This window comes from Escherichia sp. E2562, assembly GCF_005781075.1.
Classification (GTDB): domain Bacteria; phylum Pseudomonadota; class Gammaproteobacteria; order Enterobacterales; family Enterobacteriaceae; genus Escherichia.
Genome location: NZ_VATM01000008.1, coordinates 36,438 through 58,845, shown reverse-complemented (window position 1 = coordinate 58,845; position 22,408 = coordinate 36,438). Strand labels below are relative to the sequence as shown.

Sequence of the window (22,408 nt, the reverse complement as noted above, 5' to 3'; positions counted from 1 at the left end):
GACTCTCGCTGGACGTCAGGCCGCCACTTCAGTACGGTTACGTCCGGCTCTCTTTGCTTTGTAGAGCGCCATATCAGCCGATTTCAGCCACTCACGGTAGTGACTCATTTGCGGATTCAGCGGCGCGATACCGACGCTTATCCGTAATATCACCTGCGGCGTATTTGGCAGGCGTAATGCATTTAATCCTTCATGTACACGTAACATGGCAGTAATGGCGTTTTCGGCTGGCGTACCTGACATAATCACCGCAAATTCATCACCACCAAAACGACCAATCACATCGCTGCCACGCAGGGTAATTTGTAACTGTCGGGTAAGGGCAACGATTGCTTCATCACCGACATCGTGACCCCATGTATCGTTGATACTCTTAAAATGGTCGATATCAATAATCAATAGCGTCGCATCGCGATTGTGTCGGCGACAGTTATCAAACTCATTACGTAGCATGATTTCCCAGTGGCGCCGGTTGTAAACGCCCGTCATGCCGTCGCGGGTACTCATGACCTGCAATCGTCGTTTATGTTCAGCCAGTTTGGTCGCTGTCTGGTAGCTGACCCAGCCAAACAGCAGAGGATAAATGACGATAATGGGAAGGGAGAGCCACCATTCCAGCGGCGCACTCTTGAGCGACACCGTGATCCCCGTGAGTTCGAGTGTGACAAGGCAGGAAACGACCATCAACACCAAACCGGCGACAAACAGACGGGGGCCCCCTGCCCCCATCAAATTCAGGCACATAATCATCAGCATTGCGATCGAAGGCAGCACGTTTACGCCCATCACGCCTACCCACATACCGGCTAACACTGCATCAGTTTTTAAGTTGTATATTTCCCGGCCAAGCGGATCAACGGCCCTGCTCGCCAACTGCCAGGCTAAATGCGGCCAGACAAATGCCCAGCCAACCAACACCAGCCACCACCAGCCTGACAGCGGGTGCGAAACCAACGTCGAGGCGATTGGTAAGAACATCCCAGCCAGTCCTACCGCCCGCGGTAGTCTGACGCGACGGGCGAAGCGCAGCCCGGATCGCTGATGTTCGTTTTGAGGAGTTATTGGTGGTATCTCCCCGTGTGCCGCCGCTTTTTTGAAAAAATTTTCATCATTCATTATTTTTGGGAACATTCAGAAACAATTTTCCCAAATTATAGAGATGGGGCGAAAGGCGGGAGTATGATATTTCGGGTGAGTCATTTTCTTAACTCACCCGTTAGCACTATAGGTATTACGCGGCTTTCTTGAGGCAAGTACTCATAAACTTATTACGATCATCACCTTTCAGAGATTGCTGCGTCGCCTGACTATTACATTCGCGCATCTTCTGCTGCTGCGGTGTCAAACTCTTTTCACCAGGCGCAGATTTGCTGTTCTTCAGGCAATCACTCATGTATGTCTTACGGGCATCCCCTTTCAACGCCTGCGCTGTCGCCTGTTGATTACAGGAGGTCATACGCTGTTGTTGTGGGGTTAACGTTCTCTCGGCAGCGCCGACAGTGGTTAAAAAAACCAGGCCGAATAGCAGGGTAACCAGTAATGTTATTTTCATAGCACCATCCCTCTTCACATTTTAACCAGGAGCGTTTGCGCCCTTGATCTGCTTTTAAGTCTGGTTGCTAACAGCAAAAAAACCACCCGACAGCCAAAATTAGCCGCCGGGTTCGGTGTTATTTCAGCCCCAGTGCAGCTTTCATGGTGTAGAAGAGATCGGTCTGATCGGTCAAACCAACCACATTCGCAGCGTGCGGACCATATGCAGCAATACGCAACTGGCTACCGGTATGCTCTTGTGAATCCTCTTCGGAGTTCCCGTAACTCATCACCATCACTGCGCCATCTTTGGTGTTTAACGCCTGAGTCAGACCCGGCGCTTTGGTATCTGGCGCGACAATCTGGCTGGCGTGGGCGTGGTCAGCGGTGACCACCACCAGTGTGTTGCCATCCTTTTTGGCAAATTCCAGCGCCCGCTGTACGGCTTCATCGAGATCGACCGTCTCGCCAATTTGGCCACAAGGATTCGCGGCGTGATCCTGTTTATCGATCGACGCACCTTCAACTTGCAGGAAGAATCCTTTCTCATTTTTGCTCAGTAGTTCAATGGCTTTATCGGTCATCTGCGCCAGCGTAGGCACACTGTCATTGCGTTGCGGATTCGGGGTACAGGTGACTGCGGGCTTATCGATATTACCGTGGTACGTTGCTTTCGGTCCTTGCCAGCGCACTGGCATATTGCCGTCAGCAAACAGTCCAAGCAGGGGTTTTTGCTGGTTCGCTTCCGTCACCGCATTCAGCGATGCGGTATCGCTGACTAACTGATAACCACGCGCCTGCGCCTGTTCACGCAGCGTTTTTCCCTGCCATTCACCGGCGGTAGCCGTTTCAGCAAAGGTTTTTGCACCGCCGCCAAGCGTAACATCTGCACGGGCGTTAAGCAGTTGTTCAGTAATCGATCCTTTTCCACCTTTTTCCAGCGCGTTGCTCGGGCATTTTTCGCTGGTAACGCTCGGACCATAGCATTTGCGCGAGGTCACATGTGCCACTAGCGCGGCGGGAGTGGCATCCTGTATTTCAGCCGTTGAAACGTTGCCGGTCGCCAGCCCTGCGGCTTTTGCCAATTCCAGAATCGTTGGATGATCTTTTTCATGAATATCGACACCCAGCGCGCCGTTATACGTTTTGACGCCAGTTGACCAGGCCGTTGCTGACGCTGCGGAGTCGGTCACGTAGTCTGGTTTTCCGGTTTTTTTATCCAGCGCATAATGGGTGTATTGTCCGGTAAGCGGCAAGGCATCGATCCCTTTAAAAAAACCGCCCGCGCCTTCAGCATAATTGCGTGCGGCAGTGATTTCCGAATCCCCCATCCCATCACCAATCAATAAAATAATATTTTTCGCGGGTTTATCGCTAAGAGAATCGCGTAAGGCAGCGGTCTGATCGCTCGTTAATCGGCGAGCGCCGCCAGGCGCGGTAATATCCCCCTGTGCCGCCCGGTTTTCCAGAATTGGCATCTCTGGGGTCCGGGCTTTAGTAACAGGGGTAAACAGTAACGGCAAGAGAGCCAGCGCAATAGTGCTTTGTTTCACTTTATTTTCTCCATGTACAAATACATTAAAAAATAAAAACAAAGCGACTATAAGTCTCTGGCATGACAGCATTATGACAACTGTTGGAGGGCTTAACTTTTTACTGACGAGGATGCCTCAATAACTTCTTTACGTAATCGCGCAGCAGCTCCGTATCGTCATCAGGAATGCTGGCATCGGGCTTTACCGAGTATAGCGCCCCTTCTACCTGATCAATCAACCGCTGTTGGTCATTTTGCGCCATATTGCGAAGCATCGCAGTAACGATAATCTCTAGTGCTTCGACCTGCGCGCACAATTCTTTCGACTCCTCTTCCTTTTGGGCAAGCTTAAATAACAACTCAGCAATGAGATTTTTCATATCTGTATTTCCTTATCCAAAGTATGGAGAAGTTAACATTATGTTTCACAACTGCATAGAGTCTTGATGTAGTATTTTTATGACAGAGGAAATAATTTTAGCAAATATTTTTTTCACATTTATCAGCGAAACGTTTCTCTATTTTTAAATAATTCCACACATAAAATATAGGTATACAATTATTAATGTTTTTTATAATAAAAAGTTATGGAATATATACTCTTGGTTAACTTATTATTACGTATAATAACCATCCAGGCAGCAATTCACACCAGGAATAAATTAGTTTCCCGTTCATCATTTTTGTGATCTTACGCACATAATTTAGTCAGCGATGAATCTTACCCCGCAAGCTGCACGGTTTATCAGCAGAAGATTGCAACAAACTGTCAGAAGGCCGCGAATCCCCCGTTTTGTCGTGGTAATGTATGCTCTTTGTGTTCTACGGGATAGGTTTTTAAGATGGAAAAACTGCGGGTAGGAATCGTTTTTGGTGGAAAGTCAGCAGAACATGAAGTGTCTCTGCAATCGGCAAAAAACATTGTCGATGCCATTGATAAAAGTCGCTTTGACGTTGTGCTGCTGGGCATTGATAAACAAGGGCAATGGCACGTCAGCGATGCCAGCAATTATTTGCTGAACGCAGACGATCCTGCCCATATTGCGCTGCGCCCTTCGGCCACCAGTCTCGCGCAGGTGCCGGGTAAACATGAACAGCAACTTATTGATGCGCAGAACGGCCAGCCGTTGCCGACGGTGGATGTCATTTTCCCAATTGTCCACGGTACGTTGGGTGAAGATGGTTCCTTGCAGGGAATGCTGCGGGTCGCCAATCTACCGTTTGTCGGTTCCGATGTTCTGGCTTCTGCTGCATGCATGGATAAAGACGTCACCAAACGTCTGCTGCGTGACGCTGGATTGAACATCGCGCCATTTATTACCCTGACGCGCGCCAATCGCCACAAAATCAGCTTCGCCGAAGTGAAGTCTAAACTTGGGTTGCCGCTGTTTGTAAAACCAGCTAATCAGGGTTCCTCTGTTGGCGTCAGCAAAGTGACCAGCGAAGAGCAGTATGCCCTTGCTGTCGATCTGGCGTTCGAATTCGATCACAAAGTGATCGTTGAGCAAGGGATCAAAGGTCGTGAGATCGAATGTGCGGTTCTGGGTAATGACAATCCGCAAGCCAGTACCTGTGGCGAGATCGTACTGACCAGCGATTTCTACGCCTACGACACCAAGTACATTGACGAAGATGGCGCGAAAGTGGTGGTTCCTGCGGACATTGCGCCGGAAATCAACGATAAGATTCGGGCGATTGCCGTTCAGGCTTACCAGGCGTTGGGATGTGCTGGCATGGCGCGTGTAGACGTCTTTTTAACGCCGGAAAACGAGGTGGTGATCAACGAGATCAACACGCTGCCAGGGTTCACTAACATCAGTATGTATCCGAAGCTGTGGCAAGCCAGTGGCCTGGGCTACACCGACCTGATCACACGTTTGATTGAGCTGGCGCTGGAGCGTCACGCAGCGGATAACGCACTGAAAACCACCATGTAATATTCAAACGCCCGGTAATATTTTTATTGGGCGTTTAATACTAATTGCAAACGTAAGATTGCCTGACAGGCCAACCAGATTTTCGTAAGCGGATAAGGCGTTCACGCCGCATCCGGCGCAATTTGTCAGCATTCCCGACCGCCCAATCTTCTGTTATTGGGCGTTTTCAGTATCGTCATCGCGACGGCGAATAATCAGTCCCGCCAGCCAGAAGCTAATCACCCACGTCACCAGCCCCACCGCGTAGGTCTGCCAGCCTTTTGCTTCAAACCCCAGCAACCCCACCACGCCATTAAGAATGAATATAAGGCCAATGGCGAACGCATAGTAATGCCAGTCGCGGCGGATTTTTACAGGCAGATTCATGGCAGCTCCGTTAACAAAAAACAACATCCTTGCATATTCTGCAACATCCGTCTGTGGTGTAGACAGCATTTCCAGAACCGTTAAGAAATTTAACTTAAGATTGCAATTTTGTGAGTCATGACGAAGATTCTCGCTTCGGGAATATTCCCAACATCAATTTACCATGATTCTGATATTGACAATCCCAATGACCTGTCAGACTTGCCATAAGCCGCTGGTATCACACCAGAAGAGAAGCAGATGACTTCCGGAGGTTTTTATGGCTGATTTCACCCTGTCAAAATCGCTGTTTAGCGGAAAATATCGCGATGCCTCTTCAACGCCTGGCAACATTGCCTATGCATTGTTTGTGCTGTTTTGCTTTTGGGCTGGGGCGCAATTGCTGAATTTGTTGGTGCATGCGCCAGGTGTCTATGAGCGTTTAATGCAGGTCCAGGAGACAGGCCGCCCACGAGTGGAAATTGGTCTGGGAGTTGGCACCATTTTCGGGCTGATCCCGTTTTTGGTTGGCTGCTTCATCTTTGCGGTGGTTGCGGTGTGGCTGCACTGGCGACATCGCCGCCAGTAAGATTTATTTTGCCAGATGCGACGTAAACATCTGGCCTACGATTACCTATTGGTCACGGCTTCATACAGCGCGCTCGTCTTTCATCGACGCGCTTCGCAAACCATGCGGTGGTAAGGTTACGGGTGATTTTCGGGCTTTCCAGTTGAATACCGGGCAACATTTCACGCGGTAGCGATTTACCCGTTTTCGCTTCGGCGAGTTGATAAACCTTCTTATACAACGCCGTCTCTTCAAAAGAGAAACTATCCCCTTTCTCGAGCTGACGACGAATTTCGCTGTCGCTCATTCCCAGTTTGCCCGCCAGCTTACGCGTCGCCAGTTCTGTTTTACCCGGCTCTTTACTGTCATAACGAATCAAATCACCATCCAGCGCCAACTTCACGCCGCTGGCTTTGCTGACCGCATTCTGAAACGCGGCATTACGACTGGCGTACCAACCGGCATTAAAATCGGCGAAACGGAAAATCGGCGCGCTATAGCTGGCAGGATAATTAAGTAAATGGTAAGTCCCGAACCATAATCCGCCGCGACGACTGAAGACCTCCTGACGTACCGTACCGTCCATTTTCCACGGATACCCCCTGGTATGCTGTTCGGCAAAAGCAATGCTGACCTGCATCGGCCCACCGGTGCGCACCGGGTTAAGCGAACCAAACAGTGTCTGCCCCATCGGCACCATGCTGATCAGATCGTCAAAAATTGCACTCAACTGCTTTTCCGTGCGCACGGAATCTAACCGTTCGCTGTAGCTTTTACCGTTTGGCGATTTGATTTTTAGCGCGGTATGAACCAGAAAAGCAGGAATGTGCATCCGTTCGGCGCGGCGGTCAATCTCTTGCCAGGCGATTTTACTCAATCCAGGAACGACCGGATCCGCCTGATAATTTGACTCCTGTTGCGCCACCGCCAGCACCGAGCAGACATTTTCCAGTGTCGGTGCCAGCCCCTGGCTTTCAAAAGTGGTGGCAAGATCTTTCGCCCAGGCATCGCGGTCTTTTACGCTGGCGGGTAACTTCTGCCGCACCACGCTCGCCACATCTATCGCTTTTTCGCCCTTTTTCAACGGCTGTGGCGCCTGACTGCTACACCCCGCTAAAACCAGAACCGCCAACAACGAAAGCGAAGACAGATGGTTGACTCGCGACATTACCTCTCCTTTTTAACTCAATGTATGGGTTACTTCCTGAATTTTGTCATTATCCAGTTCATGTTCAAAGCTGCGCAGACGTTTGTAGATCGACATCAACTCGACCAGCGTGGTCCATGAGTTAATCAGATACTGGAAAGCGCCGCGAACCTGACCAAAAACGTTGGTGATTTGGGTCATCAGGCCGAGCGTAATCGTACCGGCAACAATCGACGGAAACAGCAAGAACAAACCGAAAACGTTATCGACCTGCAGGTAGAGAATGCGGGCGATGTTGAAATACATATAGTGAAAATAGAGGCGGAAATAGTTCTTCCGTACCGCGCTGAACAACTCGCGCACCGTTGGCGGTGTCGCACGCGTGACGTCGTCTTCACCATAGACCAGCTCTTTACGGTAAGCTGCTTCTACTCGCTGGTTTTTAAACTCAAGTCCCGGCAGTTTGATCCCCACAACCGCCAGTAATCCGGTCCCCATCAGCGACCAGATAATCGCGGCAATCACCAAACCATACGGAATGTGCCCCACAATCGGCAACTCTGGCACGTGCGCGGAGAGCGTCACCAACACCGGCAAGAAGGCGATCAGCGTCATGATGGCATTAATAAAGCTGACGCCCATATTCTCAAGCGTTGAAGCAAAACGCATGGTGTCTTCCTGCACACGCTGCGCGGCCCCTTCGATATGGCGCAGTTGCTGCCAGTTCGCCATGTAGTATTCGTTCATCGCCGTACGCCAGCGGAACACATAGTGGCTGACAAAGAAATTGTTCAACACACTGATAACCACCGCGATCAGTGCTATCCCCAGAAAGACGCCCACCTCGCGATAAAACTGTTCGATGGTCACTTTATGCGGCGAACTGAGCGCGGTTTGAATCAGGTCATAAAACGGTGCATACCAGGCGTTGACTGCAACCCCAACTTCCACCAGAAACCAGGTCACGAAGATAATTAGCGCAGTGCCGAGTATTGACCAGTATTGCCAACGATGTGGGCTGTAGATAAACCAGAACAGCGCGAAAAGTCCTACGCAAACAATGTAATAAGCGTAAAAAACCAGGAAGTCTAACGACCAGAAACGGGCAGCGCTAATCGGTATCTGCCCAGAAGCCCCGGTGATGTGGGCAACCCAGTCACCGCCTCCCGCTTGCCAGAAGATGACGGCAATCAATGCCCAAACAAAGGCCGAGAGAAAAAAGGCTCCCGGTTTTGGGAAAAAAGACTTAAACATATGCTCTCCTGCTAGCTTCTTATCGTTTTAGCAACTGCTGTGTATTAACCGCATGGCCGCTTCAAAGAATCAGCCAAATGAAACCGCCCATTGTGACCAACCGCGGGGCGCTTAGTTCGTCCTCCTGACCGGAAGAATTGTTTCGACGGATTTCACAAACAAAGGATTGTTTACATAAGCGCATTAACACGAACAGGATCACAAATGCAGACATTGGTGAGCAGGAAAAAGATCGTGTTTACGCGCCGTTACGTTTTTAACACTATTATTGCACTAATTTGCGCTTTGCAATCCATCAACGAGTAGTATAAATACGCTCAGTTACCTTCATTTAATTTATGGACACCACCGTTGAAACGTAGTCTGCTTTTTTCTGCCGTGCTGTGTGCGGCGTCATTGACCTCTGTCCACGCGGCGCAACCTATCGCCGAACCTGAATTCGCCTCTGATATTGTTGATCGCTATGCCGATCATATTTTTTACGGCAGCGGTGCCACCGGGATGGCGCTGGTCGTTATCGACGGTAATCAGCGTGTCTTTCGCAGTTATGGCGAAACTCGCCCTGGTAATAACGTTCGCCCGCAGTTGGATTCAGTAGTACGTATTGCTTCGCTCACCAAGTTGATGACCAGTGAGATGCTGGTGAAATTGCTGGACCAGGGGACAGTGAAGTTAAACGATCCACTGAGTAAATATGCCCCGCCAGGCGCACGCGTGCCAACTTATAACGGAGCCCCCATCACATTGGTGAATCTGGCAACCCACACCAGCGCCCTGCCCCGTGAACAGCCCGGTGGCGCGGCAAATCGTCCGGTGTTTGTCTGGCCGACGCGAGAGCAACGCTGGAAATATCTTTCTACGGCGAAGCTAAAAGCCGCGCCAGGCAGCCAGGCCGCGTACTCCAACCTTGCGTTCGACCTGCTGGCGGATGCGCTGGCGAATGCATCCGGCAAGCCTTATACCCAGTTGTTTGAAGAGCAAATTACCCGTCCGCTGGGGATGAAAAACACCACCTACACACCATCGCCGGACCAGTGCCGCCGTTTGATGGTTGCCGAGCGCGGTGCCAGTCCGTGTAACAATACGCTGGCGGCCATTGGCAGCGGCGGCGTTTATTCCACACCTGGCGATATGATGCGCTGGATGCAGCAATATTTGTCTTCTGATTTTTATCAGCGCAGTCACCAGGCGGATCGCATGCAGACGCTGATTTATCAGCGTGCACAGTTTACGAAAGTGATTGGCATGGATGTTCCAGGCAGAGCGGATGCACTCGGTTTAGGCTGGGTGTATATGGCACCGAAGGATGGACGTCCGGGTATTATTCAGAAGACCGGTGGTGGCGGTGGTTTCATTACCTATATGGCGATGATCCCGCAAAAAAATATCGGTGCGTTTGTGGTCGTGACCCGCTCACCATTAACACGGTTTAAAAATATGAGCGATGGCATCAATGATTTGGTGACCGAACTTAGCGGGAATAAACCGATGGTCATTCCCGCTTCCTGATTAATACTCTGAAGGCAAACGGTTGATAGCGACCAGTTTGCCTTTATTCATTTCGATATAGCCGCCCTTGCGTAAAGCCGCAAGAACTTCTGCCACGACGGAACGTGATATGCGTGTACGTTGATGGATATAATTCATTACGCCAATGCGTGATCGTAATTCATCATTCCAATCAATCATTGATAATAATGTCGCACGGATTTGCTCGTAGGAATTATGCCCAATGAGTTGAACGTCGCGTAATTCCAGGATTTTATTTTGCCAGGCTAACCAGTAAAAAGCGTCGCGCCAGAGTTGATTTTGTTCAATAAGAGTAATGGTTTGTTTGGCTGGTAGATGATATCCCGTACAGTTTCCTTCTGATATTAATTTGTATGGTATATCGTTTTTCATTAAACCATCAGTCAGTCCCATAATATAAGGGGCTTGCGTAATACCGATAAGTACGTTTTCTTCTCTACGGAGAGAGATAACACCTTCTAAAATAACGAATGTATCTTCGCTGTTTACATCACTGGAGAATATGACTTGTTTTTCATTATTAAACTCGAAGCGCGTGCCGTATCTGGACAAACATTTATCGAGCTTACCAAATTCTTGAAGAGGTTTAACTACAGATAACATTTGCGCGTCCTTTGCAGTAATGCCCGTCAAATCCTTGACGGGCATTATTTAGATTAAATTACCAGTATTTCTTCAGAGTGAAGAATATTACCAGGTATATTTAACACCCACGTTCGCGGACCAATCTTGATCTACGTCACCACCACCGAGGTAGTTAGCATCGGTATAGGCGCTGAAGTTCTTGGTGAAGCTGAACTGAGCCCCCAGACCAACACGTACCGCAGACCCTTCAGTACCGTTATCGATGGAATCGCCGTTCACATCGTTATCGTTGTTAGAGTCGTCGTAGACGTAAGCCAGTTTGAAGTACGGAGTCAGAGCCTGGTCTTCGCTGTAAGTGAAGGTATAACCTGCATCTACACCCAGTTCATAACGCATGCTGTCGTAAGACTGACCGTCAACTTTCATGTCGTTGCTCAGCTGGTAGTCATCACCAGACTGGAACAGACCAGAAATGCTGCCGTAAGGAGTTACGTAACCAGCATCACCCAGTTTGAAGTCGTAACCGGCTTTCAAACCGAAGCCCCATGCGTCAGAGTTGGTGCTACCGTCAACGTAAGTACCGTTGCTCATGGTTGCAGACAGATCGTTGTTGAAGTGAGAGTAGCTCAAGCTACCATCAACAAAGATATTGTTCGCGAAGCGAGCAGAAGAGTAGATGTAGGCAGACTGACTGTCTTGATCCACCTGACCAGAACGGTCATTCATGTCGCCTTTACCGAAGCCTGCAGCCGCACCGACGATCCACTTAGCGTTGTTACCATCAATTTTGGTATCAACACCGACCATGATGCCGTTAACATCCTGATCGTAGTCAATGGTACCGTTGTTGCCGTTGAAGTTACCACCGAAGTAGCTTACCCATGCGCCGCCGTTATCAGCCAGACCATGACGAGAGTTGGTCAAACGAGTACCAACGGTGTCTTGTTCCAGGTTCCAGATATTGGTGTTTGCAGACGGGATGCTCAGCGCCATGTTAGCGTAGTCAGTCAGCTCGGTCTGATGCAGAACAACGGTGTTACCTTCCTGACGAGCTTCGTAGGTGTAAGCACCCAGGTCAGCTTTGTTAGCAGCAGAGAAGGTAGCGTCGCTGTTTTTGTCGTTAACGTAGATCAGCTCGTTGCCGTTGTAGTCAGCGATAGAACCAGCACCAGTAGCGTTGTCGATACGAACTTTGTAGTTACCGGTTGCAGCTGCAACATGGTCACCATTGTTATCAACTTCGTTCTGACCAGCTTCGATAGAAGCAGTGTTATCGTTATCGCCGTTACCGTTAATAGTCAGGTGACCATCAGAGTTCATTGCGATTAAGCCATAACCGTAGTTTGACTTGGTAGTGTCGTTGGTACGGTCGTTGGTCAGGTCTGCATCAAGTACGAAGCGGTTGCTTTCGATGTTGAATACACCAGCGTGAATGTTACCACTGGTATCAGTGGTGCTGGTCAGGTTCAGAGTATCAACCTGAAGAGCATTCGCCGCGGTGTTACCTACATCCAGAATACCGTCGTTAGTCACTTTGATGTTGTTCGCATACAGAGCTGCATCACCTACAGCCCAACCAGCAGAAACTTCATCAGAGATGGTTACGGTACTGTTGTCGATAGTCAGTGAATCAGTTGCAACGTGACCATCTTCGTTGATGTTCAGCGCAGAAAGACCTGTCAGAGAGATAGAGTCAGAAATCAGCATTGAATCAGCAACATTAACAGTTGAACCACTGTTGATGCTCAGAGTGTCGATCAGAGAAGTTTTGGTGGTATCCCACTGTGAACCGGTGTTCAAGGTCACATTGAACAGACCGCTCTGGTAAACTTCGTTACCAATGATGTGATCAAATTCGCTGTATGCAGAGTCGCTGTTTTCCACGCCCACTGTTGATAAAGGCCACAGGCTGTTAGCTGCGATGTCGATCAGAGTGGCAGTGGCTTCGGTATTGATATCATAGGTATAAGATTCATTTACACCATCGCCATCAATATCAACACCAACCTGATGTGCAGACATTGCCGCACCAACCCACTTGCTACCATTGTTCAGGGTCAGATCCAAGCGATCGGTACCATCCCAACCGTTAGTATCTACATCACCGTCAGCATCACGATAGCTATCACGACCATGTGGGAAGAAGTTCTCATCAAAGTTACTTGAGAAGAATACATCACCCATCAGTGTGGAATTATCGAATGTTGCAGTGGTCTGCATAGCGTTATCAGCATCAGGATGTGCAATAACGGCTAATGCGATATCATCAGCATTCCAGCCATTACCATTGTAATCACTGGCATTACCGGTATTACCAAACCAACCAGTAGTACCTTCATCAGTCCATGAACCAGAGGTCACGGTAGAATCTTTAACAGTGATGGTATTATTAAATACTTCGCTGCTGTTTACACCAGTGCTGACAGTGTTGTCGTCGATATCTTCCCACTCATAACCCTGAGTCAGCGTAATACCTGCTACGTGAGAGTTATTAGAGATGGACAGATCAACTTCCTGATCCAGAGTGATAGCCGTACCAATGTTAAATACGTTTACAACATGAGTATCAGCGGCATTATTGTAGGTGCCGTTATATGTATAGTGTTCGTAGTTGTCGTCGATCGTTGAGTTATCAACGGTCAGCGCCAGACGGTCATGGTAGTAATCATCCGCACGATCAGCACAATCAGTTGTCATGCACTCGGAATAAATCATACCGTGAATAGTGCTGTTTTTGATTGTCAGACTATTGGCGTTGGTATTAGTAGAAATACCGTCGTCCAGATAGTAGGTAGAAATTACGCCGTTAACGGTAGCGTTATTAATGACCGGGTAGATATCGCCGTTGTAATAGCTATCAGCGGCATAGTTGTTCCAGCCTACATAACCATCATAGTAAACGTCATCAGCATAAGTGGTGTCGTTGTAGTGATGAAAAGTATTGTAAGTTTGACCAGAAATATCGTTGGTCGCTGCATTAGCCTGAGAGGTGATAGCCAGAGTGCAAGCCAATGCTAATTGTGATACTACAAGTTTCTTTTTCCAGGAGTGCATTTGTCATCCCTCCTCAGGGACGTAATAAGTTGATCCATCAATTATCAATGCATAGAAAACATCTTATGTTTCGCGTTTACGATTATGCGGCGTTATAGAGGAATGGTTCAATTATTCTTTCCCCTAAGTCCGATTGTGGACATATATAAAAAACATCTACACACGCAAAGAAAAAACTGACAAAAACACAGTTTTTCAACACGTTAATGAAAGCGTTAATTTTGAATTATAGCTTCTAAAAATATCAAACCAACAAATCAGATAAATAATTTATCAATAAACAATGAACTTTAAGTCATTCAATTTTTGACAGCTCAACCAAATCAACAAAAACAATAATTGAGGATTATAAATAAAAATCAAAAATATTTTCAGTGAATATAAAATCATTGCTATTTCTATTACAAAGATGTCCTGACCTCTCTTTCGTTCTCTTCTTATCAACATCGCGACAACTTTCGTAAAACACTCCCGCCCAGCATCAGGTATACTGTGCACCTTAATTCCACAAACATCAGGCAGACCATGACAGATTTAATCCAACGCCCTCGTCGCCTGCGCAAATCTCCTGCGCTGCGCGCTATGTTTGAAGAGACAACACTTAGCCTTAACGACCTGGTGTTGCCGATCTTTGTTGAAGAAGAAATTGACGACTACAAAGCCGTTGAAGCCATGCCCGGCGTGATGCGCATTCCAGAGAAACATCTGGCGCGTGAAATCGAACGCATCGCCAACGCCGGTATTCGTTCGGTGATGACTTTCGGCATCTCTCACCATACTGATGAAACCGGCAGTGATGCCTGGCGGGAAGATGGTCTGGTGGCGCGTATGTCGCGCATCTGCAAGCAGACCGTGCCTGAAATGATCGTCATGTCAGACACCTGTTTCTGTGAATACACTTCTCACGGGCACTGCGGCGTGTTGTGCGATCACGGTGTCGACAACGACGCAACTCTGGTGAATTTAGGCAAACAAGCGGTGGTTGCAGCTGCTGCCGGTGCTGACTTCATCGCCCCTTCCGCTGCAATGGACGGTCAGGTGCAAGCGATTCGCCAGGCGCTGGACGCTGCGGGCTTTACCGACACCGCGATCATGTCGTATTCGACCAAGTTCGCCTCCTCCTTTTATGGTCCGTTCCGTGAAGCGGCCGGAAGCGCATTAAAAGGCGATCGCAAAAGCTATCAGATGAACCCAATGAACCGTCGTGAGGCGATTCGTGAGTCACTGCTGGATGAAGCCCAGGGCGCAGACTGCCTGATGGTTAAACCAGCTGGCGCGTACCTCGACATCGTGCGTGAGCTGCGTGAACGTACTGAATTGCCGATTGGCGCGTATCAGGTGAGCGGCGAGTACGCGATGATTAAATTCGCCGCGCTGGCAGGTGCTATAGATGAAGAGAAAGTGGTGCTCGAAAGCTTAGGTTCGATTAAGCGTGCGGGTGCGGATCTGATTTTCAGCTACTTTGCGCTGGATCTGGCTGAGAAGAAGATTCTGCGTTAATGATCATTATGCCGGGTTATCCCAACCCGGCATTTCCCCTTCACCCCGCCCGATAAAACGGTTTATCCCCGAGAATCGTCGCGCGATGCATAATACGCCGCTGCGGCAAATAATCGGCATTCGCATAATGCTGAGTCACGCGATTATCCCAAATCGCAATATCATTCGGTTGCCAGCGCCAACGCACCTGAAACTCCGGTTTGGTGATATGGGCAAACAAAAAGCCTAACAAGGCTTCGCTCTCTTTCTCGCTGACATCAACAATTCGCGTGGTAAATCCTTCATTAACAAACAGCGCCTGTTTGCCGCTCACCGGGTGCGTACGCACCACTGGATGTAACAACGGCGGATTTTTCGCGGCCGCCTCGCGCCAACGTTGATGTTCCTCTTCAGTTTTGCGGTACTTGTATTCCGGGAACGATTTACGGAAATCATGCTCCGCGCGCAGCCTGCTCAAAAGCTGGCGGAAAGGAACAGAAAGCGCCTCATAGGCCGCAATACCGCTGGTCCAGAGCGTATCGCCACCGGTCGATGGCAACTCTTTCGCTGCGAGAATCGCCCCTGCTGGCGGCGTCTCAATAAATGTCACATCGGTGTGCCAGTTGTCGTTATCCGGCGGATTATCGTTATGGGTGTCCAGTACGATGATCTCGTTAACCCCTTCGGCATGAGGATAAACAGGATGAATATGCAGTTCGCCAAAACGCTGGGCCAGCGCACGTTGCTGCAGTGGCGTTATCGCCTGTTCACGCAAAAAAACTACCTGATGACGCAGCACCGCATGGTAAAGCTGTTCAAACTGATTATCGCTTAACGGGCGCGTCAGGTCGGCACCCGAAATTTGTGCGCCAATATACGGCCCCAGCGGGGTAATGCTCAGACGTTCACTCATTGTACTTCTCCATGCCAGGGCGTCAGGCGGCGTTGTAACGCACGCAGACCCAGTTCTAAAAGAAAGGCGATAATCGCAATCACCGCGATCCCCGCCAGCACCACGTCAGTCGCGAGGAATTCACCTGCTGACTGGACCATAAAACCTAAGCCTCGCGTTGCGGCAATCAACTCCGCCGCCACCAACGTAGACCAGCCCACCCCCAGACCAATGCGTAATCCGGTGAGGATTTCCGGCAGCGCGCCAGGCAAAATGACAAACCACAGCACCTGTATACGGCTGGCCCCCAGCGACTGCGCGGCACGAATGCGAACCTGCTGCACGCTTTTCACCCCCGCCAGCGCCGACATCGCCACCGGTGCAAAAATCGCTAAATAGATCAATAAGATCTTCGACGTCTCGCCAATACCAAACCAGATCACCATCAGCGGCAAATAGGCCAGCGGCGGCACCGGACGATAAAGCTCGATTACCGGATCCAGAATGCCGCGTACCGTAGGGCTAAGTCCCATCGCGATCCCGACCGGAATACCGATCAACACCGCTGCAAATAGCGCCAGCATAATGCGCGTCAGGCTGGCAGCCAGATGCTGCCACAGCGTGGCGTCCATAAAACCTTGCGGTCCGGCAATGGTGAGCAGTTTTTCCAGTACCTGTTGCGGCGGCGGCAAAAACAGCGGGCTAATCAGTTGCAGCGCCGCCACCGTCCACCAAACGGCGAGTAAAGCCGCTAACGTACCAATGCTTAAGGTCACTTGCCGTGAGAGCGGCCAGCGCCATTTCAACCGACTCGAATGCAGTTTTTCGTTAATGAGCACACTCATGAGAACGCCTCCCGTTGCTCAAATACGCGGCTTAAAACATATTCGCGAATGGCAATAAACTGCGGATCGGACTTGATGCTGCGACTCGATTCTCCCGCAACAAAACGGCGAGCGAAGTCGAGCGGAAGACGCTCCAGCACACGCCCTGGCCCTGGCGAAAGCAGAACCAGCTCGGTCGCCATAAACACCGCTTCCTCTATATCGTGAGTAATCAACAGTACCTGCTTGCCAGTCTCCTGCCAGAGTTTCAGCAACAAGGTTTGCATCTGGTCGCGGGTAAAGGCGTCCAGCGCGCCAAACGGCTCGTCGAGTAATAACAGTTGGGGATTTGCCGCCAGCGCGCGGGCAATCCCCACTCGCTGACGCTGGCCTCCAGAAAGCTGCCAGATGAAGCGTTTTTCTGCGCCTTCCAGACCTACTTTTTTCAGCATCTGGAGAGCAATTTCCAGACGCTGCATTTTCTCCATCCCCGCCAGTTGCAGACCGAACGCCACGTTATCCTGCACATTGCGCCACGGTAGCAATCCTTCATTCTGAAAAACCACGCCGCGTTCTGCTCCCGGTCCCTGAATGTGTTTGCCCGCCAGTTGAATGCTGCCGTGCTGATAAGGCACAAAACCAGCAATTAAATTCAGCAACGTGGTTTTGCCGCAGCCGGACGGTCCCAGCACAACCAGCAGCTCGCTGCTTTCCAGCGTCAGGTTGATATCTTCCAGTGCTGGTTTACCGCCATAATCGGCGTAAAGATGAGAGATTTGCAGCATCTGCGCCTCCTTTTATTGCACGAAGCGAGAGGTAACGTACTGGCTGTAATCATTCGCCACGGCGGGGACTTTGCCCTGATCTTTCAAAAACTGGGCAGTGTCGATGATCGCTTTGTTCACCGGTCCGGTCAGTTCTGCCGTTTGCTGCTGCGGCGTCAGATAGGTGTTTCCCTTCACTAGCCCCGGCACATCGCCTTCCGGCACGCCGCTTAAACGCGCCAGTTTGCTGATGTTTTCCGACTGTTTCAGCCAGGCGTCAGGGTTAGCAATATACGGTTGCTGAGCATTGATGGCGCTTTTGGCGAACGCTTTCACTACCTCTGGATGTTTCTCGGCAAAATCTTTCCGCACTACCCAGACGTCCAGCGTCGGCGCGCCCCACTGCCCGACCTGTTCAGAATCGGTCAGCACCTTGCCGTCTTTTTCCAGGGCGTTAACCGCAGGCGCCCAGACATAAGCGCCATCGATATCTCCCCGTTGCCAGGCGGCGATAATCGCGGGCGGCTGCAGGTTCACTATCTCCACTTGCCCAGGTTTAATGCCCCAGTGTTTCAGCGCCGCCAGCAGGCTGTAGTGTGTAGTGGAGATAAACGGCACGGCGATACGTTTACCAATCAAGTCTTCCGGTTTGCTGATGGTTTTCTTTACCACCAACGCCTCTGAGTTGCCCAGTTTTGACGCCAGCAAGAAGACTTCAATCGGCACTTGTTGGCTGGCAGCTACCGCCAATGGGCTGGAACCAAGATTACCGATTTGCACATCGCCCGAGGCCAAGGCCCGCACGATGCTGGCCCCGCTGTCAAACTTACGCCAGTCCACCGTCGCCCCGCTCTCTTTGGCAAAGGTGTTATCAGCCTGTGCGACTTTCGCCGGTTCGGCGGAGGTTTGATAGGCCACGGTGACGTTCACCGCCTGCGCCTGAAAAGCGATGAATGCCAGTGCGGCAAGAAGTGTGTTACGCGATGAAATTGCCATGATTGTCTGCTCCCCTGTCTTGTTATGGGAGCAGTATTCGCGGACAAAGACATTTGATAAAAGAATTAGTCGTTATGGTACAGATGATTTTATTCTTAGCAAAAAAACAGCAAAGGAAAGGTTAATTATGCAATTAGCATCATCCCACAACTCGGGGAAATTGCTGTACTGCATTTTATTGATGCATAAAAAGTCAGATTACGAGATTTACTATCTTCTGATTTTTATTAAAACCAAAATATATGACAAAGTTATTATATTCGCATTAAATATACTACTGTATTGTTTTTCACCCACCGCATATTACATTCACAACATGTATATAAACAATATCCGTTCATTGAACATATTTTTTAAATGCAATTAATTGACAAACTAATTCACATCTAAATACAATGCGCAAAAGAAAATAACTATACATAGCAAACACACAAAAAACTAACATATGAACTACGTAAAAAAAACTTTACCCTGTCGATTTTCAGGCCCTCATAGCATCCTGGCACTAAGTTATTAGCAACTTTCACTACGTATAAATTTTAACGTCTGTTTGCGCCAGAGATTACGTCTCTGCGCGTATCGCTGCGCTTGTAGTATAATAATTAAAAATGGAGTGTCATTAAGTGGATAAGGTTTTAAATTCTGCTCTCCTTTCTTCAAAAAATAAAAAGAAAGGTATTCTTGCTATTGGCGCACACCCTGACGATATAGAATTAGGCTGCGGCGCATCGCTCGCTCGTCTTGCGCAAAAAGGGATTTATATTGCTGCCGTAGTTATGACTACCGGCAATTCTGGCACAGATGGAATAATCGATCGCCACGCAGAGTCACGCGAAGCCCTAAAGATATTAGGATGCCAGCAGACTATTCATCTTAATTTTGCTGATACCCGTGCTCATTTACATCTCAATGATATGATTACCGCCCTGGAAAATATCATTAAGTCTCAAATTCCGTCTGATGTTGAAATCATTCGTGTCTATACCATGCATGATGCCGACCGCCATCAGGATCATCTGGCCGTTTATCAGGCGTCAATGGTGGCCTGTCGGGCAATTCCTCAAATTCTCGGCTACGAAACGCCAAGTACCTGGCTTTCATTTATGCCCCAGGTTTTTGAATCCGTGGAAGAGAAATATTTTTCTATAAAACTAAACGCGTTACAAAAACATAAAAGTCAGAGTCTGCGTGATTATATGCGCCCAGAACGTTTGCGTGCTGTCGCACAATTTCGCGGACAACAGGTCAATAGCGACCTGGGTGAAGGCTTTGTTATTCATAAAATGATTCTTTGAGCAGATTGCATGAAAACCTGGATCTTTATATGTATGGCCGTAGCAATATTACTATGGTTCCTGAGTACGTTAAGGCGTAAGCCCAGCCAAAAAAAAGGCTGTATTGACGCAATTATTCCTGCCTATAACGAAGGCCCTTGTCTGGCACAGTCGCTGGAAAATCTGCTACGCAACCCTTATTTTTGCCGGGTAATTTGCGTTAACGACGGCTCCACTGATAATACCGAAGCAGTCATGGCAGAAGTAAAACGTAAATGGGGCGACCGCTTTGTTGCCGTCACGCAAAAAAATACCGGTAAAGGCGGTGCGCTAATGAATGGCCTCAACTACGCCACCTGCGACCTGGTTTTTTTAAGCGATGCCGATACTTACGTCCCGCCCGATAAAAACGGCATGGGCTATATGTTGGCGGAAATTGAGCGCGGCGCTGACGCCGTAGGCGGCATTCCCTCCACCGCGTTAAAAGGCGCTGGCCTGTTGCCGCACATCCGCGCGACGGTGAAGTTGCCAATGATTGTTATGAAGCGCACGCTACAACAACTATTGGGCGGTGCGCCGTTTATTGTCAGCGGAGCCTGCGGGATGTTTCGCACCGATGTGCTGCGTAAATTTGGTTTCTCTGATCGTACCAAAGTCGAAGATCTCGACCTTACCTGGACGTTGGTGGCTAATGGCTACCGTGTTCGTCAAGCGAATCGCTGCATCGTTTATCCGCAGGAATGCAATAGTCCGCTTGATGAATGGCGACGCTGGCGGCGCTGGATTGTGGGCTACGCGGTATGTATGCGCCTACATAAAAAACTTTTATTTAGCCGCTTTGGCATATTCAGTATTTTCCCCATGCTGCTGGTTGTGCTTTATGGCGTTGGGATTTATCTCACTACCTGGTTTAATGAATTCATCGCCACCGGGCCACATGGCGTAATATTGGCAATGTTTCCGCTTATCTGGGTCGGCGTAGTTTGTGTTATTGGTGCTTTTAGCGCCTGGTTTCATCGTTGCTGGTTATTGGTGCCTTTAGCGCCTTTTTCCGTTGTGTATGTATTATTAGCTTATGCCATCTGGATTATTTATGGACTTATTGCCTTTTTTACTGGACGCGAACCTCAGCGCGACAAACCCACCCGTTATTCCGCACTGGTGGAAGCGCCAACCGCTTATTCCAACTCTTCTGTCGCAGGAACTGAAAAGCTATCTGAAGCTTAATGTTAAAGAGAAAAATATTCAGATTGCAGACCAGGTAATTATTGATGAGAGTGCCGGCGAAGTTATTATTGGCACCAATACCCGTATTTGCCACGGTGCAGTGATTCAAGGACCGGTAGTGATTGGCGCAAATTGCCTGATTGGCAATTATGCTTTTATTCGCCCCAACACGGTAATCAGCAATGGTGTAAAAATTGGTTTCGCCACAGAAATAAAAAATGCGGTTATTGAAGAGGAAGCAACGATTGGTCCGCAATGTTTTATTGCCGACTCGGTGGTAGCAAGCGGGGCATATTTAGGCGCGCTGGTGCGTACCAGTAATCATCGTCTGGATGAACAGCCAGTATCGGTTCGCACCGCGGAAGGTACTATCGCTACCGGATGCGATAAATTAGGTTGTTATATTGGTCGGCGTTCACGACTTGGTGTGCAGGTTATTATTTTACCGGGGCGAATTATTTCTCCGAATACACAGCTTGGTCCACGCGTTATTGTAGAACGTAATTTACCTACCGGAAATTACTCACTCCGGCAAGAACTTATCCGTACAGGAGCTTAAAATGATAAAACGGACGTTATTAGCGGCAGCAGTCTTTAGCGCATTGCCCGCTTATGCCGGGTTAACATCTATTACCGCAGGCTACGATTTTACCGATTATTCTGGCGATCACGGTAACCGTAATTTAGCGTATGCCGAACTGATCGCAAAGGTTGAAAACGCAACACTGCTTTTCAATCTTTCCCAGGGACGTCGAGATTACGAGACTGAAAGTTTCAATGCCACACGCGGCCAGGGTGCTGTCTGGTATAAATGGAATAACTGGCTGACGACCCGAACGGGTATTGCATTTGCAGATAATACGCCGGTCTTTGCCCGCCAGGATTTTCGTCAGGATATTAACCTGGCCCTGCTGCCAAAAACGGTGTTCACGACCGGTTATCGCTACACCAAATATTACGATGACGTTGACGTTAATGCCTGGCAAGGTGGCGTTTCGCTTTATACCGGCCCGGTGATCACCAGCTATCGCTATACCCATTATGACTCAAGCGATGCGGGCGGCAGTTACAGCAATATGATTTCCCTGCGCCTGAACGATACGCGCGGCGGTGGTTATACCCAGCTTTGGCTAACTCGCGGGACCGGAGCTTACACTTATGACTGGTCGCCAGAGACACGACACGGCAGTATGAAGAGCGTCAGTTTACAGCGTATTCAGCCTTTAACAGAGCAACTTAATTTGGGGCTGACGGCAGGTAAAGTGTGGTACGACACCCCAACCGATGATTATGACGGCTTGCAACTCGCAGCCCATCTGACCTGGAAATTTTGATTCCTTCTGCCGCCCGCTATCCAGGGCGGCCTTCCCTGCCGATTAGCGCCCAAACACTTTCCTTTTCGTTTTCCGCCCACATTCACCGGATAAATTTTATTATCCAGTGTTATATACTATAGGGGGGTATG

21 protein-coding genes are annotated in these 22,408 nt (G+C 49.2%); 8 read left to right on the top strand and 13 right to left on the bottom strand.

The features are described from left to right. Positions 1-15 precede the first annotated feature (15 nt). The 4 genes from adrA to iraP all read right to left on the bottom strand — a co-directional run bounded on the left by adrA (position 16) and on the right by iraP (position 3,447). Positions 16-1,131, bottom strand: a complete 1,116-nt coding sequence (adrA, locus tag FEK43_RS13415; protein WP_135406139.1) for a diguanylate cyclase AdrA — start codon at positions 1,129-1,131, stop codon at positions 16-18. A 100-nt stretch (positions 1,132-1,231) separates the two neighbouring features. Beyond that, on the bottom strand, positions 1,232-1,552 hold the full coding sequence (psiF, locus tag FEK43_RS13410) for a phosphate starvation-inducible protein PsiF (protein ID WP_130206185.1): 321 nt from the start codon (positions 1,550-1,552) through the stop codon (positions 1,232-1,234). Positions 1,553-1,670: 118 nt separating this feature from the next. Further along, positions 1,671-3,086: an alkaline phosphatase gene (phoA, locus tag FEK43_RS13405; protein ID WP_130260321.1), complete on the bottom strand. Its 1,416-nt coding sequence runs from the start codon at positions 3,084-3,086 to the stop codon at positions 1,671-1,673. Between the two features lie 100 nt (positions 3,087-3,186). After that, positions 3,187-3,447 (bottom strand): anti-adapter protein IraP, encoded by a 261-nt coding sequence (gene iraP, locus FEK43_RS13400; RefSeq protein ID WP_064527081.1) that lies wholly within the window; start codon positions 3,445-3,447, stop codon positions 3,187-3,189. A gap of 462 nt (positions 3,448-3,909) precedes the next feature. Between iraP and ddlA the strand changes: the two genes are divergently transcribed. Next, positions 3,910-5,004, top strand: a complete 1,095-nt coding sequence (ddlA, locus tag FEK43_RS13395) for a D-alanine--D-alanine ligase (RefSeq protein ID WP_130215396.1) — start codon at positions 3,910-3,912, stop codon at positions 5,002-5,004. Positions 5,005-5,157: 153 nt separating this feature from the next. Here ddlA and FEK43_RS13390 read toward each other — a convergent pair whose 3' ends face one another. Then, complete coding sequence (locus FEK43_RS13390; protein WP_130237775.1) at positions 5,158-5,370, bottom strand: DUF2754 domain-containing protein; 213 nt, start codon at positions 5,368-5,370, stop codon at positions 5,158-5,160. Positions 5,371-5,629: 259 nt separating this feature from the next. On the opposite strand from FEK43_RS13390, the gene FEK43_RS13385 reads away from it, so the two are divergent. Beyond that, positions 5,630-5,938 carry a YaiY family protein gene (locus FEK43_RS13385; RefSeq protein WP_064527077.1) on the top strand — a complete coding sequence of 103 codons (309 nt, stop codon included), beginning with the start codon at positions 5,630-5,632 and terminating at the stop codon, positions 5,936-5,938. A 52-nt stretch (positions 5,939-5,990) separates the two neighbouring features. On the opposite strand, the gene yaiW is transcribed toward FEK43_RS13385, so the two are convergent. Both yaiW and sbmA read right to left on the bottom strand, forming a co-directional pair. Further along, entirely contained in the window at positions 5,991-7,085 is a 1,095-nt protein-coding gene (gene yaiW, locus FEK43_RS13380) for a surface-exposed outer membrane lipoprotein YaiW (protein WP_130215392.1), read from the bottom strand. 12 nt (positions 7,086-7,097) lie between these two features. Then, complete coding sequence (sbmA, locus tag FEK43_RS13375; protein ID WP_135406138.1) at positions 7,098-8,318, bottom strand: peptide antibiotic transporter SbmA; 1,221 nt, start codon at positions 8,316-8,318, stop codon at positions 7,098-7,100. Positions 8,319-8,669: 351 nt separating this feature from the next. On the opposite strand from sbmA, the gene ampH reads away from it, so the two are divergent. Then, a complete protein-coding gene (gene ampH / locus FEK43_RS13370; RefSeq protein ID WP_138158586.1) occupies positions 8,670-9,827 on the top strand; it encodes a D-alanyl-D-alanine-carboxypeptidase/endopeptidase AmpH in 1,158 nt (385 codons plus the stop codon). On the opposite strand, the gene iprA is transcribed toward ampH, so the two are convergent. After that, positions 9,828-10,451 (bottom strand): hydrogen peroxide resistance inhibitor IprA, encoded by a 624-nt coding sequence (iprA, locus tag FEK43_RS13365; protein WP_130206171.1) that lies wholly within the window; start codon positions 10,449-10,451, stop codon positions 9,828-9,830. An 87-nt stretch (positions 10,452-10,538) separates the two neighbouring features. After that, complete coding sequence (ehaB, locus tag FEK43_RS13360) at positions 10,539-13,487, bottom strand: autotransporter adhesin EhaB (RefSeq protein ID WP_130206169.1); 2,949 nt, start codon at positions 13,485-13,487, stop codon at positions 10,539-10,541. Between the two features lie 525 nt (positions 13,488-14,012). On the opposite strand from ehaB, the gene hemB reads away from it, so the two are divergent. Continuing rightward, entirely contained in the window at positions 14,013-14,987 is a 975-nt protein-coding gene (gene hemB, locus FEK43_RS13355; RefSeq protein WP_130206167.1) for a porphobilinogen synthase, read from the top strand. Between the two features lie 40 nt (positions 14,988-15,027). Here hemB and tauD read toward each other — a convergent pair whose 3' ends face one another. Genes tauD through tauA form a run of 4 tightly spaced genes read right to left on the bottom strand, consistent with a single transcriptional unit; the run spans position 15,028 to position 18,442 of the window. Further along, positions 15,028-15,879, bottom strand: a complete 852-nt coding sequence (gene tauD, locus FEK43_RS13350) for a taurine dioxygenase (protein WP_138158584.1) — start codon at positions 15,877-15,879, stop codon at positions 15,028-15,030. Further along, positions 15,876-16,703, bottom strand: a complete 828-nt coding sequence (gene tauC, locus FEK43_RS13345; protein WP_135406137.1) for a taurine ABC transporter permease TauC — start codon at positions 16,701-16,703, stop codon at positions 15,876-15,878. Before tauC ends, tauD begins: the two co-directional genes overlap by 4 nt. Continuing rightward, a complete protein-coding gene (gene tauB, locus FEK43_RS13340; protein WP_130215378.1) occupies positions 16,700-17,467 on the bottom strand; it encodes a taurine ABC transporter ATP-binding subunit in 768 nt (255 codons plus the stop codon). Before tauB ends, tauC begins: the two co-directional genes overlap by 4 nt. A 12-nt stretch (positions 17,468-17,479) precedes the next feature. Continuing rightward, positions 17,480-18,442, bottom strand: coding sequence for a taurine ABC transporter substrate-binding protein (tauA, locus tag FEK43_RS13335; RefSeq protein WP_130206159.1), 963 nt, complete (start codon positions 18,440-18,442; stop codon positions 17,480-17,482). A 623-nt stretch (positions 18,443-19,065) separates the two neighbouring features. Here tauA and FEK43_RS13330 point away from each other — a divergent pair. Genes FEK43_RS13330 through FEK43_RS13315 form a run of 4 tightly spaced genes read left to right on the top strand, consistent with a single transcriptional unit; the run spans position 19,066 to position 22,277 of the window. After that, complete coding sequence (locus tag FEK43_RS13330; protein WP_130258522.1) at positions 19,066-19,737, top strand: PIG-L deacetylase family protein; 672 nt, start codon at positions 19,066-19,068, stop codon at positions 19,735-19,737. A gap of 9 nt (positions 19,738-19,746) precedes the next feature. After that, the gene (locus FEK43_RS13325) at positions 19,747-20,943 is read left to right on the top strand and encodes a glycosyltransferase family 2 protein (RefSeq protein WP_131160956.1); all 1,197 of its coding nucleotides are present in this window, start codon (positions 19,747-19,749) and stop codon (positions 20,941-20,943) included. Next, positions 20,909-21,502, top strand: a complete 594-nt coding sequence (locus FEK43_RS13320; protein WP_240780536.1) for an acetyltransferase — start codon at positions 20,909-20,911, stop codon at positions 21,500-21,502. The genes FEK43_RS13325 and FEK43_RS13320 overlap by 35 nt, the downstream gene beginning before the upstream one ends. A 1-nt stretch (position 21,503) precedes the next feature. Beyond that, positions 21,504-22,277, top strand: coding sequence for a YaiO family outer membrane beta-barrel protein (locus FEK43_RS13315; RefSeq protein WP_130206153.1), 774 nt, complete (start codon positions 21,504-21,506; stop codon positions 22,275-22,277). Positions 22,278-22,408 lie beyond the last annotated feature (131 nt).